We start from the raw sequence: 13975 nt of genomic DNA, 5'->3' as shown, positions 1-13975 counted from the left end.
GCAGTCGTGGAGCGCATATCATGAAAAGAATCGCATTCGCCATTTTGGCTGCGCTTTTGCTCAGTGCAAACGCGATGGCAGCCATCAAGATAGACAGCCGACAGGCCAGAAACATGGATGATGTGCAGAGCTTAGGCGTTATTTACATCAATCATAACTTCGCCACTGAAAGTGAAGCAGATCAGGCGCTTAATGAAGAAACCGATGCGCAGGGCGCAAAATACTATCACGTCATACTGACACGTGAGCCCGGCAGCAACGGCAATATGCGCGCCAGTGCAGATATTTACCAGTAACGCTTTATCGCCAGCACCAGGAAAGCCAACGAAAATCATAGCTATATATGATTGCCCCCTGCCGGGGGCTTTTTTTATGAATGGCTCCGGAATACCACCGGTTACAACAGTTTCGGTATTCCAGAGCACTTATTCACTTCTGCCCGTAATAAGCATTCGGGCCGTGCTTACGCATGAAATGCTTGTTCATCAGATAATCATCAATGCCCTGAAGCTGTGGGTTAATGCCGCGCGCAATCCACGCCATTCGAGCCACCTCTTCCAACACCACCGCGTTATGCACGGCGTCATGCGCATCTTTACCCCAGGAGAATGGACCATGCTGGTACACCACAATACCCGGCGTATGCAGTGGTTCCGTCTCACCCAGCGTTTCGATAATGACCCTGCCGGTGTTAAGTTCGTACTCGCCTTCGACCTCAGCCTGCGTTAACGCCCGCGTGCAGGGAATATCGCCGAAGAAGTAGTCCGCGTGCGTCGTACCCAAAGCAGGGATCGCCAGCCCGGCCTGTGCCCAGGCGGTGGCGTGCGTGGAATGGGTATGCACAACACCACCCAGGGACGGGTAACGCTGGTACAGCGCCAGATGGGTTGCCGTATCTGAAGAAGGACGCCATTTGCCTTCAACAACGTGTCCTTCCAGGTCAACCACCACCATATCGTCCACTTTCATGGCGTCATAGGCCACGCCGCTCGGCTTAATCACCACCAGCCCCTGATCGCGATCGATGGCGCTTACGTTGCCCCAGGTAAACGTCACCAGTCCATAGCGCGGGAGATCCATATTGGCCTCAAAGACCTGCTGTTTCAGCTTAAGCATGTTCCGCCTCCAGTAAGCCTGCCCGCGCCATGCACTCGCGCACCCAGTCCCGGGCTTTCGCCACTTCTGCCGCCGGGTCGTCCGCGGTTTCGCTCCACATCTCAATCAGGTAAGGTCCGCAATAACCTGTCTGTTTGAGCGTCTGGAAGCACCGTTCGAAATCCACCACCCCGGTGCCGAACGGTACGTTTTTAAACACGCCGGGACGGGTATCTTTTACGTGCACCGCCACGATATGCCCGATGCCCGCCTGAAGCTCCATCTGTACGTCGTTATCCCATGCCGACAGGTTGCCGATATCCGGATAAAGCTGGAACCACGGATTGTTCAGATAGTGCGCGTAGCCCAGCGCCTTGCTGATGGAGTTCATCAATGGATAATCCATGATCTCCATCGCCAGCGTCACCTGCGCACGGCTTGCCATCTCAACGCTCTCTTTCAGGCCGTCACGGAAACGACGGCGCGTCTCATCGTTGGCTTCCTGATAGTAAACATCGTAACCCGCCAGTTGGATCACGCGGATGCCAACATCCTGTGCAAAGCGAATGGCTTTACGCATGATCTCCAGCCCTTCGGCGCGTACGGCATCATCTTCGTTGCCAAGCGGAAAACGACGGTGAGCGCTCAGGCACATGGACGGCACGCGCACGCCGGTTTCGGCAATGGCGCTCACCAGCGCCAGACGCTGGTCGCGGCGCCAGTCCAGGCGTGAAAGACGCTCGTCCGTCTCATCCACCGACATTTCGACAAAATCGAAACCCAGCTGCTTCGCCAGCTGTAACCGCTCCAGCCAGCACTCCCCCGCAGGGAGTGCCTTTTCATAGATGCCAAGCGGGACCTGTTTTGACAACATACCCGCTCCTTAACCCCAAAGCTGAGCGATTGAGCGTTTAAACTGACGCGCAGCTTCCACCGGAGATTCCGCATCGCGAATGCTACGACCGGCAATAAAGACGTGGATTGGAATACCCTTGAACAGCGGCAGATCTTCCAGCGCCAGACCACCGGTCACGGTCACTTTGAAGCCCATATCGGCCAGGCGTTTGATCGCGTTGATATCAGCTTCGCCCCACGCCACACCTGCGGCCTGCGCATCACGGCTGCGGTGATAAACCACCTGCTGGATACCCGCTTCGCGCCACTCCTGTGCCTGCTCCCAGGTCCAGAAGCCGGTCAGTTCAATCTGCACGTCGCCGTTGAACTCTTTCGCCACGTCCAGCGCGCCTTTCGCAGTGTTGATATCTGCACAGCAGATCACGGTGACCCAGTCGGCGTTGGCTTCAAAGCACATGCGAGAGAGAATTTTGCCCGCATCGGCAATTTTGGCATCCGCCAGCACGATTTTATGCGGATAGAGCGCCTTCAGGTCACGAACCGCACGAACGCCTTCGCCCACGCACAGAATGGTGCCGACTTCGATGATGTCCACCTCTTCCGCAATCAGACGGGTGGTTTCGTAAGCGTGAGACAGCGTCTGGTTATCCAGCGCGACCTGCAACATTGGTAATGACATTTTCAATTCCTCTTAAACGGCCGCCGCAGTGGCGTTATCAATTAAATCCAGCACGTCCTGCGCGGTACGGCAGGCACGTAAACGGTCAAAATTAGCTTCGTCATCAAACAGGTTAACGATCTGCATGATGCCCACCTCCTGGTGGGTGTTGGCATCGACAGCTGCCATGGTGATCAGAATGTCGACCGGGTCGTTATCTTCGTGGTTGAACACCAGCGGGGTTTTCAGCGTCACCAGCGCAAAACCGGTTTTCTTGACACCCTCTTCCGGGCGGCCATGCGGCATTGCCAGCCCCGGGGCAATCACAAAATAGGGGCCGTGCTGCGCCACGCCATCCAGGATGGCCTGGTAATAACGCGGCTCGACAACGTCCGCCTTAACCAGCAGGTCCACGCTCAGCTTCACCGCTTCCTGCCAGGTACTGGCTTCGGCCTGTAAAAGGATGGAGTTATTCTCAGCCAGCGAATCACGTAGTTTCATGTGGCATCCTTACTTCACGTCTTGTGGGAAGTGCTCTTTGATCACTTCCAGCAGTTTTGGCCCAAAATCCGCAGGCGACAGCATGTTGCGCACGCCTACCACGTATTTGTTGCCCGACACGCTAATCTCGCCGGCAATGTGCGTTGAAGCGATGATGATGTCCGCGCCGTTCAGTTCACTTTTGTATTCACCCACTGCGCAGCTGTTCACCGTGTGGTCAATGTTTGACTGGGTTAAAAACTGGTCCACTTTCATTTTCATGATCATGGAGCTTCCTTGCCCATTGCCACACACAGCCAGGATACGTACGGTCATAATCGAAACTCCTTAGTGAGCAGAAACTTCTGCTGTTTGTTTTTCCGCATCTTCTTCAGCTCGCAGCGAACGGCCAGCGAAGAACATATAAGTCAGTGCAATCAGGATGATGACGGCCATAAAGACCAGCCCGACGGACGCAAAGCCCTGCATCATCGGCGGCGCCAGAATTGACCAGTCCGCCATGCCCATCCAGGCGCTCATGCCGGTGAGCTTGACCGCCCACACGCACCCGAAGATTTCAACCATGCCCATCACCAGGCAGATCTTGAGTGCGGCGCGCCATCCGCCGAAGTGGTTAGCAAACACGCCGATAGTGGCGTTGGAGAAGAACATCGGGATAAAGCCAGGAATAATCAGGATTGAGGAGCCACAGCCCACCAGGATGCCGACCGCAATCAGCTGGCCGATGGTGCCCCACATAAAGCCCCAGACGACGGCGTTTGGCGCAAAGCTATAGATAGCCGCACAGTCAATCGCCAGCACCGCGCCAGGGATCAGGCGCTGAGAGATACCGTTGAACGCTTCCGACAGCTCGGCGACGAACATACGCACGCCCTGAGTGATGATGAAAATGGCCACGGCAAAGGAGAAACCGGTTTGCAGGATATAGACCGTCCAGTGGGTTTTACCCGCCATCGCCTGCACCACGTCAATGCCAAAGGAGAGCAGGATGGCACCGAAGAAAAGGGTCATCACAATCGCCGTGGAGACGATGTTGTCGTGGAAGATATTCAACCAGCCAGGCAATTTGAGGTCTTCAACACTCTCCTCTTTTTTACCCAGGTACGGTGCAACTTTGTACGCAATCCAGGAGGCGAACTGCTGCTGGTGACCGATGGAGAAACCGCAGCCGTCAGTAACGTCCTGCGTTGGCTTATACATCATGTTGGAGGTGATGCCCCAGTAAAGCGAGACCAGCACTGCCGTGCAGATGACCGTGGTCCACATTGGGTAGCCGAAGATATAGAGAGAAACGGCAATCAGCCCCGCCTGCTGGAACATGATGTGCCCGGTGAGCATGATGGTGCGAATACCGGTGATGCGGCGCAGGAGCACGTAAATGATGTTCAGCGCCAGCGCGAGCAGTACCGCATACCCAACCCAGCTGTACGCATCCCCCATGCGATCGATGGTGGCCATCATGGACGCGTAAGTGTCAGAGATGGCGCCGTTAATGCCATATACCTCTGACATTTTGGCAACAACCGGCTTAAACGTGCTGGTCAGAATGCCAGACCCCGCCTGCAACAGCATAAAACCAATGATGGTTTTGATGGTGCCTTTGATAATCACGCTGACGCTTTTGCGCAGCAGGATGTACCCCAGGCACGTCACGATACCCAGCAACAGCGGGGCGTTGGTCATTACCTGATTAAAGAAAACGGTAAAGACGTTGTAGAGGATCTCCATAACTCTCTCCAGAAAATGAGAACACGAGGGGCAATCCCTGTGTGGTTGGTGTCATCACTCTATTAATCACAAATAATCACCACAAGATTGCATTTGATTATTTGTGACGGATCACGCAATTTATTTCCATGGAGTTAGTAATGATTTTCACTACCGATCCAGAAAGATAAATAAATTCTTAATTTTCAATATATTAATTATATATAGCGGTTATCTTAACAACGCCGAGGTGTATTTTCTGTGATGTGGCGAGGGGAATTTTCCGCAAATCAGCCATTGCAAATCGATTCAAACAGTGCCAGCATTAATCACAACAAGTCACAGTATGATTACTTTTGATTAAAACCAGGAGTCAAACGATGAGTAAAGTGAAAACCATCACCCGTGAATCATGGATTTTGAGTACCTTTCCGGAGTGGGGTAGCTGGCTGAACGAAGAGATCGAGCAGGAACAGGTTGCTCCTGGCACATTTGCGATGTGGTGGCTTGGATGCACCGGGATCTGGCTGAAATCAGAAGGCGGCGCCAACATTTGTGTTGATTTCTGGTGCGGCACCGGCAAACAGAGCCACGGCAATCCACTGATGAAAAAAGGCCACCAGATGCAGCGTATGGCCGGCGTTGAAAAGCTCCAGCCGAACCTGCGCACCACGCCTTTTGTGCTTGATCCTTTCGCCATTCGCCAGATCGACGCCGTTCTCTCTACCCACGATCACAACGATCATATCGACGTGAACGTGGCGGCAGCGGTAATGCAAAACTGCGCGGACGACGTACCCTTTATCGGGCCGCAGACCTGCGTGGATTTGTGGATTGGCTGGGGCGTGCCAAAAGAGCGCTGCATTGTGATGAAGCCGGGCGACGTGGTGAAAATCAAAGACGTTGAAATTCACGCGCTGGATGCCTTTGATCGCACCGCGCTGATCACCCTGCCTGCCGACCAGAAAGCCGCAGGCGTACTGCCAGACGGGATGGACGAGCGCGCAGTGAACTACCTGTTCAAAACGCCTGGCGGTTCCCTGTATCACAGCGGTGACTCTCACTACTCCAACTACTACGCGAAGCACGGTAACGAGCACCAGATTGACGTGGCGCTTGGCTCTTACGGTGAAAACCCGAGAGGGATTACCGACAAAATGACCAGCGCGGACATGCTGCGCATGGCCGAAGCGCTGAACACCAAAGTGGTGATCCCCTTCCACCACGATATCTGGTCAAACTTCCAGGCCGATCCGCAAGAGATCCGCGTCCTGTGGGAGATGAAAAAAGACCGACTCAAGTATGGTTTCAAGCCGTTCATCTGGCAGGTTGGCGGCAAGTTCACCTGGCCGCTGGATAAAGACAATCTCGAGTACCACTACCCGCGTGGTTTTGATGATTGCTTCACCATTGAGCCAGACCTGCCGTTCAAGTCCTTCCTCTGATTGTGCAGCCAATCGCCAGACACTGTGTCTGGCGATGTCATATTTAATTTAGTAATTTCATGCTATTTCAAATATCATCTTTTCAAATCAATTCTTTTCGGAATAGCTCATGACGGAAGCGCAACGGCATCAAATTTTACTGGAACTCCTGGCGCAAACAGGGTTTATCACCGTCGAGAAAGTGATCGAACGTTTAGGGATCTCCCCTGCTACCGCGCGGCGGGACATTAACAAGCTGGATGAAAGCGGCAAGCTGAAAAAAGTCCGCAACGGCGCAGAGGCCATCAGCCAGCAGCGTCCACGCTGGACGCCGATGAATATTCACCAGGCGCAGAATCACGATGAAAAGGTGCGGATTGCCAGAGCGGCATCACAGCTGGTGAATCCCGGGGAAAGCGTGGTGATTAACTGCGGCTCGACAGCGTTTTTACTGGGCCGAGAGATGTGCGGCAAGCCGGTGCAAATCATTACCAACTATCTGCCGCTGGCCAACTATCTCATTGACCAGGAACATGAAAGCGTGGTGATCATGGGGGGCCAGTATAACAAGAGCCAGTCCATAACCCTGAGCCCGCAGGACAGTGAAAACAGCCTCTACGCCGGGCACTGGATGTTTACCAGCGGCAAAGGCCTGACGGCGGATGGCCTGTATAAAACCGATATGCTCACCGCAATGGCAGAGCAGAACATGCTCAACGTGGTGGGTAAACTGGTGGTGCTGGTCGACAGCAGCAAGGTCGGTGAACGCGCCGGCATGCTTTTCAGCCGCGCCGAGCAAATCAGCATGGTGATCACCGGCAAAAACGCCAACCCCGAGATCCTCAGCAAGCTCGAGGATCAGGGTGTCACGGTGCTGCGCGTTTAAAGGTGCTGACGGAAAAACTCCACGGTGGCTTCCAGCGCAGCCGGAGTAATACGGTGCCGGACACCGGCACCCCACAGGCAGGTCAGATTGCTGTCCAGCCCTTCTCGCTGTAGCGCCTGTTGCAGACGGAACGTTTCACCGGGCGGTACGACATCGTCGGCATCCCCATGCCACAGCAACAGGGGACGATCGGCCAGCTGTGAAAGCGCATGGCTGACGTCCCATTCAGACAACAGGGCCTCAATCTCCTGAGGTGCCTGCGGCGGGAACAGCGTCTTTGCCAGTGACATAAAGTAGCCCGATCCCATCAGGCAAGCCACGGACGTCACCTCCGGATGCCTGGCCATGATCCCCAGCGCCGTCATTCCGCCCATTGATGCGCCTGCGACCGCCAGCCGTTTCCCCTCCACCAGCCCGGCCTGTAAAAGCGCGTCACGCAGCCCGGCGAACTCGGTCAGATTGCCGTGCAGCGTTTGCCAGAACAGCCCCAGCCGCGCCTGTTCATCGCCCGTAAAGCGTGCCCCATGATTCGGCGCATCAGGCATGACCACCCGGAAACCGGCCTGCGCCAGCGCGACGGCAAAATAGCTGTAGACCAGCTTTGAGGAGAGAAAGCCATGATAGAAAACTACCGTCGGCAGCGGCTGTTCACCTTTACCAGCCGGAAAAGCATGGATGATTTCATGCTCACTAAGCAGGCGAGTTTCAATTTCAATCATTGTCGATCCTGTGCTGATGAATGATTCATAATGTTGAGAGCTGGATTACGGTTTCACGATATTTTCATTCGAAATCTACGTCCCAGATAACACTTCGGGAACATTCCCCCAAAACTAAATTCGCAGACCACTACACTATGGCTATCAGGAAAAGAGACAGGTTTATGCGCAGGCTTACCGCTTTATTGCTGGTCTCACTGCTCAGCGGATGTTCCGTATTGCAGGGTACGCCAGAACCGGCACCGCCGGTTACCGATCATCCTCAGGAAATTCGTCGTAATCAGACGGAAGGATTACAACGCCTGGGAACCGTATCCGCGATGGTTCGCGGTTCACCGGATGATGCAGAAGACGCAATTGAAGCACAGGCCGTTGCCGCAAAAGCAGATTATTACGTCATCACGATGATTGATGAAACCATTATTACGGGACAGTGGTATGCACAAGGCATTTTGTACCGTAAGTGAGCATCATCATTTGAACGACCTTTACACTGCTTTGCGTCCGTAGACATTTTCCTGTCCACAATAAACTCCATGCCAGCAACAATGGAAATGAGTTTATTCGCGAAGGATTGCCCGGCGGATACCGGAGACATGTGAAAAGGAGCTGACGATGAAACGAACCCTTGCTTTAACGACGCTATTGCTTTCAGCGGGCCTGCTGAGCACCACGGCGCAGTCGGCTGAATTTGCCAGCGCGGATTGCGTCACGGGCCTGAATGAGATTGGTCAGATCTCCGTCAATAATATCACGGGGAGTCCGCAAGACGTTGAACGTGTCGTCGCCCTGAAGGCCGATGAACAGGGCGCATCCTGGTATCGCATCGTCCAGATGCAGGAAGATAACCATGTTAATCACTGGCGCGTGCAGGCTATTCTTTATGCATAATCCCCTCCGATAAAAGCCACTTAATTTTAGTGGCTTTTCACTTTTGCAAATTTTTTATCTCTCCCGAAACTCAATAAAAACAAAGGCGTAACATTCAGTTACATTAAACAGATAAACGTTCTCTCCGCTCTGCCGTTGAACAGCCATCACTTTTCAATAATGAGCAATATATGATCACCTTTTTCCGCCGGGCAGGACTGGGCACGAAGCTATCGCTGCTAACAGGTGTAAGTGTCGCTACGCTTTTTTTGCTGTTCACTTTCCTGTTGAGCCACAACGCCAGCCAGCAGCTTGAAGATCTTGCGGTTGAAGACCTGCATAACCAGTCCACCGGCATGGTGGATATGGTAGAGATGTTCAACACCAGCCTGAGCGAAGAGGTTGAAAGCTATACCCGTCTGTTCACCACCTTTTTGCCACAGCCATTGAACAGCGACAGTAGCCAGAGCCGGACCATAAATGGGCTTACCGTTCCTTTGCTGAAAGGCGGCGAAACGGAGTTGCATGAAAACAATACGCTTTCTGATGACTTCCTGAGCCGAACGGGAGCCATCTCGACGCTGTTTGTCCGCAGCGGTAACGATTTTGTCCGCGTGGCGACGTCGCTGCGCAAAGAGAATGGTGACCGCGCGATCGGAACCGTTCTTGATACCACCAGCCCGGCATTTGCCGCCATCACTAAAGGGGAGGTCTATCGTGGCCTCGCGCTGCTGTTCGGCAAGCGCTATATCACGCAGTACCAGCCTGTTAAGAATGCGGAAGGCCAGGTTATCGGGATTATCTTTGTCGGCGTGGACATCACCCATTCGTGGAACGTCATGCGCGAGAAAATCCTTAACCGTCGTCTGGGCGAAAGCGGTCACTTCTTTGTACTGGATCGCAGTAGCGGCAAAACGCGCGGACAGTATCTGTTCCATGCCAGCGAAGAGGGCAAACTGCCTAACTGGGACACGGCGACACAGCAGCAGCTTCTGAGTGATAAAGCCGGCACGCTGGAACGCGTGAGCGCGGATGGCCGTACGCTCAAAGTTGCCTACACGCCGCTGCCGGGCTGGAACTGGACCATCGTGGGTGAAGTGGATAAAGCCGTACTGCTTTCAAGCGTCACCACACTGCGCGATCGCTTCCTGATGGCGGGCGTGGTGCTATCCGCGCTCTTCGCGGGCCTGTTCGTTATCCTCATTCGCCGGATGCTAACCCGCCCACTGCGCGAGGTGATCGCGCTTGCCCGGCAGTATGCCGCAGGCGATCTGCGCGCCAGCCTGCCGGTTACCCGCCAGGATGAAGTCGGCCAGCTGATTGACGCCATCAACGGGATCGGGGAAGGCCTGCAAAAAATTGTGTTGCAGGTCCGCGAGGCCGCAAGCGAGATCCATCTGGGGACTAACGCGCTGGCTTCAGACACCGGCGAGATCTCTGAACAGATCAACAAGCAGGCCAGCAGCGTTGAGGAGACCTCCGCCAGCATGGAGCAATTAGCCGCCACCGTGCAGCAAAATGCCGCCAACATGGAGCAAACGCAGCAGCTGGTGGGTGAAACCTCGCGCGCGGTGCATCAGGGTGGAGAGACGGTGACCCACGCAGTCTCCACCATGGATGATATTCGCGATGCATCGAAACGCATTGAAGACATCACCCGCGTGATTGAGTCCATCGCTTTCCAGACCAATATCCTGGCGCTCAATGCGGCGGTTGAGGCGGCGCGGGCGGGCGAGCACGGGAAAGGTTTCGCAGTGGTGGCGCAAGAGGTACGCGCCCTGGCCGCACGCAGCGCCAACGCGGTAAAAGAGATTGAACAGCTGATTGGGGATACGCTGAACAAGGTGAGCGAAGGCCATGCGCTGTCTGAGCAGACGCGTCTGGCGATGGATGCCATCATTGTTCATATCGATAACATCAGCCAGCTTGTCACCGAGATCAACCACGCCTCCCGCGAGCAGTCGGCGGGAATTGGCCAGGTGAATCTGGCGATGACGCACATCGGTGAGGCATCGCACATCAATGCCGATCGCATCTCACGCAGCGAGCAGACAGCACAGACGCTGCGCGAGAAGGGTTCACATCTCACCCGGCTGGTGAGCCTGTTCCAGCTGAAGGCTTAACCGACCCGGCCCGTGGCGCGCAGCAGCAGGTCGTTTTGCACCTGCTCGCTCATCAGCGTGCCGCCCCGGGTATCCAGCATCATGCGGCACCACGCCTGCGCCACGGGCGGCGATGCGTGCCGCAGCATTTGACTTCCGGCCCCGAGTAAAAAGAGCTGCTGCGCGATCTCCCTGCCCTGCGCTTCCTGCGGTTTCCGCAGCTTCTGCTGTAGCTGACGCCAGCTGCGATCGAAGTGCCTGTCCTGGCCTTTGACCTGCGCGAAATCATCGGCGAGCAGGTCGAGAATGCCCGGCTGCTTCGCCAGCACGCGCAGTACATCCAGGCACATAATATTGCCAGAACCTTCCCAGATGCTGTTGACGGGCATTTCACGGTACAACCGCGGAAGCTCACTCTCTTCGCAATAGCCTGCACCGCCCAGCACCTCCATTGCCTCTGCCACAAACGGTATACCCGCTTTGCAGACGCTGTATTTTGCCGCCGGAGTGAAAAGCCGCGCCCATGCGGCTTCCTGCGGGTCGTTGCGGTTGTCCCACCCCCGGGCGAGTCGGAACAGCAGTGCCGTGTGTCCCTCCAACACCAGCGCCATACGGCTTAGCACGTCGCGCATTAACGGCTGGTCGATCAGATTTTTGCCGAAGGTCTGCCGCTGATGGGCATGATAAAGCGCCACAGAGAGCGCACGGCGCATCAGTCCGTGGCTGCCCAGCGCGCAGTCAAAGCGCGTCAGCCCGCCCATCTTCAGAATTTGCCGGACGCCTTCCCCCTCTTCGCCCAGCAGCCAGCCGGAAGCATCAAGAAATTCAGCCTCACTGCTGGCATTTGAGCGGTTGCCGAGCTTGTCCTTCAGACGCTCAAGGCGCACGGCATTACGTTGCCCGTCGGGTAAGAAACGCGGGACAAAAAAGCAGGACAACCCGCCCTTCGCCTGCGCCAGCACCAGATGCGCATCGCTCTGCGGCACGGAGAAAAACCATTTGTGCCCCATCAGCCGGTAACTGCCATCGCTGCATTTCTCTGCTTTGGTAGTATTACTGAGTACGTCCGAACCGCCCTGCTTTTCTGTCATCCCCATGCCGATCAGCAGGCCGCGCTTTTGCGCCCCCGGCGCGAGATGGGGGTCGTAGCGATCGCTCATCAGCGGCGTTAACCACTCATGAAACGGTTTGGGCAGCGACCGTTGCAACAGCGGCGTGGCCGCAAAGGTCATGGTCACCGGGCAAAGCGTTCCCGCCTCCACCTGAGCATGAAGTACGAAACGCGCGGCCCTGGCGACGAACGATCCTTTCCGCGCCTCCTCCTCCCACGCCAGGTTGTGCACCCGGTTGGCGCAAAGCCCCTGCATCAGAAGATGCCATGCCGGATGAAAGCGGACGTCATCCAGCCTCGCTCCCGTGGCGTCATAACGCAGCAGCTCCGGCGGATTAACGTTCGCCAGTCTGCCCAGCTCCAGCGACTCTGCCGTACCCAACTGCTGGCCGATGCTGGCAAGAAGATCCACATCCCACTCAGCCCCTTCGCGCGCTACCGCATCGCGCAGGGCGCAATCAGAGAGAAAAAGGTTGCTGTTCGATAGCGGTGCAGGTTGATTAAAAACGGTATGTGTCTGCCAGTGCATGTTGTCTCCCTCCTTTCATTGGCAATAAAGGTAAGTATGGACAGAGGGCATGAACGCTGCATGGGAGGGGGGTCACACGATGACGATCGTGTTGATATCATTCGTGAAATAGCTCACAGAACATAAGAATAAACTATTTCCTTACTTAACTAATGCTGAATAATTTATTCTTACCCCGTTTTTGTGAGGATCGTTATGCAACAGGCTGCGCACAAGCGTGCATTAATTGCAGGCTCCATCGGTAATTTCATCGAGTGGTATGAATTTGCGGTCTATGGTTTTCTGGCAACGGTGATTGCCAGAAACTTCTTCCAGCTTGAGGGGGAAGCGGAGCTCACCAGCCTGATCCTCACCTGGGCCTCATTCGCCATCGCTTTCTTCTTCCGCCCGCTGGGTGCGGTGGTCTTTGGCCGCATTGGCGACAGGATTGGCCGTAAACCGACGCTGATTATTGTGCTGGTATTGATGACGCTCGCCACCGCTGCCATCGGTATTGTGCCGGTCTACGCCAGTATCGGGATTGCCGCGCCGCTGATCGTTACACTCCTGCGTATTCTGCAAGGACTGTTCGCGGGCGGTGAGTATGGCGGCGCGGTCTCGTTGATGACGGAGTTCGCCCCGCGCGGCAAGCGCGGTCTTTACGGGGCATGGCAGTCCTTCACCGTGGCGCTCGGGCTGTTAGCAGGCGCAGGCATTGTCGCGTTGCTCTCTGCCCTTCTCTCCCCTGAAGCCTTGCACGACTGGGGCTGGCGCATTCCGTTCTTCCTGGCGTTGCCGATGGGTGCGGTCGCGCTATGGCTGCGGGTAAGCATGGAAGAGACACCGAGCTTTGTGCAGCAACGGGAAAAACCGGTTGTTACTCAGGCCAGCACCGCCGCCACGTTCAAAACCATTCTGATGGGCATTGGTCGCGTGATGGTCTGGTCTGCGGCGGGTTATACCTATCTGGTGATTATGCCGACCTATCTGCAATCTGCGCTGCACACCGGTTTTAACCAGGCGCTGCTGATTGCGGTGATTTCTAACATTGGGTTTGCGCTCACGATCATTCCGTCGGGCATGCTGAGCGACAGGATCGGGCGGCGCACGGTGATGATTATCGCCACCGTGCTCCTGCTGATCCTCGCCCTGCCGCTGCTGAAAATTTTGCAGGCGGAGTCCAGCACGCTGGCTGTCAAAGCGATTGTGGTGTTGATTGCGGGAGGACTTGTGGGGATGCTGGCAGGGCCGGGGCCGGCTATGCTGTCTGAGATGTTCCCGACGCGCGTGCGTTATACCGGGCTGGGGCTGGCCTATTCTCTGTCGAATGCGATCTTCTCGGGCTGTGCGGGGCTGATCATTACCGGGCTGATTAAAGAGACGGGCAATCTGGATATTCCGGCCTACTACGTGATGGCAACGGCGGTGGTGAGTATTTTCGCGCTGATGACGTTGAGGAAGGATGACCATTTACGGTCGTTAGAGGAGTGAGATTGTTGCCCGGTGGCGCTGCGCTTACCGGGCCTACGGTACCATGCT

Annotated in this window: 15 protein-coding genes; 7 read left to right on the top strand and 8 right to left on the bottom strand. The window is 55.5% G+C overall.

Annotation, left to right across the window (positions count from 1 at the left end):
- Positions 1–20 precede the first annotated feature (20 nt).
- Complete coding sequence (gene yjfY, locus ACOT0L_RS14210; protein ID WP_023299144.1) at positions 21–296, top strand: DUF1471 family protein YjfY; 276 nt, start codon at positions 21–23, stop codon at positions 294–296.
- Positions 297–429: 133 nt separating this feature from the next.
- On the opposite strand, the gene ACOT0L_RS14205 is transcribed toward yjfY, so the two are convergent.
- The 6 genes from ACOT0L_RS14205 to ulaA are packed head-to-tail and all read right to left on the bottom strand — an operon-like array spanning position 430 to position 4837.
- Positions 430–1116 carry an L-ribulose-5-phosphate 4-epimerase gene (locus ACOT0L_RS14205; protein WP_126503220.1) on the bottom strand — a complete coding sequence of 229 codons (687 nt, stop codon included), beginning with the start codon at positions 1114–1116 and terminating at the stop codon, positions 430–432.
- A complete protein-coding gene (locus tag ACOT0L_RS14200; protein ID WP_126503222.1) occupies positions 1109–1969 on the bottom strand; it encodes an L-ribulose-5-phosphate 3-epimerase in 861 nt (286 codons plus the stop codon). The genes ACOT0L_RS14205 and ACOT0L_RS14200 overlap by 8 nt, the downstream gene beginning before the upstream one ends.
- 9 nt (positions 1970–1978) lie before the next feature.
- Positions 1979–2629, bottom strand: a complete 651-nt coding sequence (gene ulaD, locus ACOT0L_RS14195) for a 3-keto-L-gulonate-6-phosphate decarboxylase UlaD (RefSeq protein ID WP_022646832.1) — start codon at positions 2627–2629, stop codon at positions 1979–1981.
- Between the two features lie 12 nt (positions 2630–2641).
- Positions 2642–3109, bottom strand: coding sequence for a PTS ascorbate transporter subunit IIA (ulaC, locus tag ACOT0L_RS14190; RefSeq protein ID WP_003856024.1), 468 nt, complete (start codon positions 3107–3109; stop codon positions 2642–2644).
- Between the two features lie 9 nt (positions 3110–3118).
- Positions 3119–3424: a PTS ascorbate transporter subunit IIB gene (ulaB, locus tag ACOT0L_RS14185; RefSeq protein WP_003856022.1), complete on the bottom strand. Its 306-nt coding sequence runs from the start codon at positions 3422–3424 to the stop codon at positions 3119–3121.
- A gap of 12 nt (positions 3425–3436) precedes the next feature.
- Complete coding sequence (gene ulaA, locus ACOT0L_RS14180) at positions 3437–4837, bottom strand: PTS ascorbate transporter subunit IIC (protein WP_022646831.1); 1401 nt, start codon at positions 4835–4837, stop codon at positions 3437–3439.
- Positions 4838–5196: 359 nt separating this feature from the next.
- On the opposite strand from ulaA, the gene ulaG reads away from it, so the two are divergent.
- Both ulaG and ulaR read left to right on the top strand, forming a co-directional pair.
- Positions 5197–6261 (top strand): L-ascorbate 6-phosphate lactonase, encoded by a 1065-nt coding sequence (ulaG, locus tag ACOT0L_RS14175; protein ID WP_023299142.1) that lies wholly within the window; start codon positions 5197–5199, stop codon positions 6259–6261.
- A gap of 109 nt (positions 6262–6370) precedes the next feature.
- Positions 6371–7126, top strand: a complete 756-nt coding sequence (gene ulaR / locus ACOT0L_RS14170) for an HTH-type transcriptional regulator UlaR (protein WP_003856014.1) — start codon at positions 6371–6373, stop codon at positions 7124–7126.
- Here ulaR and yjfP read toward each other — a convergent pair.
- Entirely contained in the window at positions 7123–7845 is a 723-nt protein-coding gene (gene yjfP / locus ACOT0L_RS14165; RefSeq protein WP_023299141.1) for an esterase, read from the bottom strand. The two genes, ulaR and yjfP, sit on opposite strands and share 4 nt — an antisense overlap.
- Before the next feature lie 137 nt (positions 7846–7982).
- On the opposite strand from yjfP, the gene bsmA reads away from it, so the two are divergent.
- The 3 genes from bsmA (at position 7983) to ACOT0L_RS14150 (ending at position 10838) form a co-directional block, all read left to right on the top strand.
- A complete protein-coding gene (gene bsmA / locus ACOT0L_RS14160; protein WP_003856011.1) occupies positions 7983–8312 on the top strand; it encodes a biofilm peroxide resistance protein BsmA in 330 nt (109 codons plus the stop codon).
- A gap of 148 nt (positions 8313–8460) precedes the next feature.
- Entirely contained in the window at positions 8461–8736 is a 276-nt protein-coding gene (gene yjfN, locus ACOT0L_RS14155; RefSeq protein WP_017694671.1) for a DUF1471 family protease activator YjfN, read from the top strand.
- Between the two features lie 170 nt (positions 8737–8906).
- A complete protein-coding gene (locus ACOT0L_RS14150; protein WP_126503224.1) occupies positions 8907–10838 on the top strand; it encodes a methyl-accepting chemotaxis protein in 1932 nt (643 codons plus the stop codon).
- Here the strand turns inward: ACOT0L_RS14150 and ACOT0L_RS14145 are convergent.
- The gene (locus ACOT0L_RS14145; protein ID WP_126503226.1) at positions 10835–12457 is read right to left on the bottom strand and encodes an isovaleryl-CoA dehydrogenase; all 1623 of its coding nucleotides are present in this window, start codon (positions 12455–12457) and stop codon (positions 10835–10837) included. The two genes, ACOT0L_RS14150 and ACOT0L_RS14145, sit on opposite strands and share 4 nt — an antisense overlap.
- 195 nt (positions 12458–12652) lie before the next feature.
- Between ACOT0L_RS14145 and ACOT0L_RS14140 the strand changes: the two genes are divergently transcribed.
- Entirely contained in the window at positions 12653–13927 is a 1275-nt protein-coding gene (locus ACOT0L_RS14140) for an MFS transporter (RefSeq protein WP_126503228.1), read from the top strand.
- The last annotated feature ends 48 nt before the right edge of the window (positions 13928–13975 follow it).

Origin of the sequence: Enterobacter cloacae complex sp. XAL002 (assembly GCF_049236805.1) — a bacterium.
Lineage (GTDB): Bacteria > Pseudomonadota > Gammaproteobacteria > Enterobacterales > Enterobacteriaceae > Enterobacter > Enterobacter intestinihominis.
The sequence above is the reverse complement of the archived record's forward strand: the minus strand, read 5'-3'. Positions and strand labels throughout refer to the sequence as shown.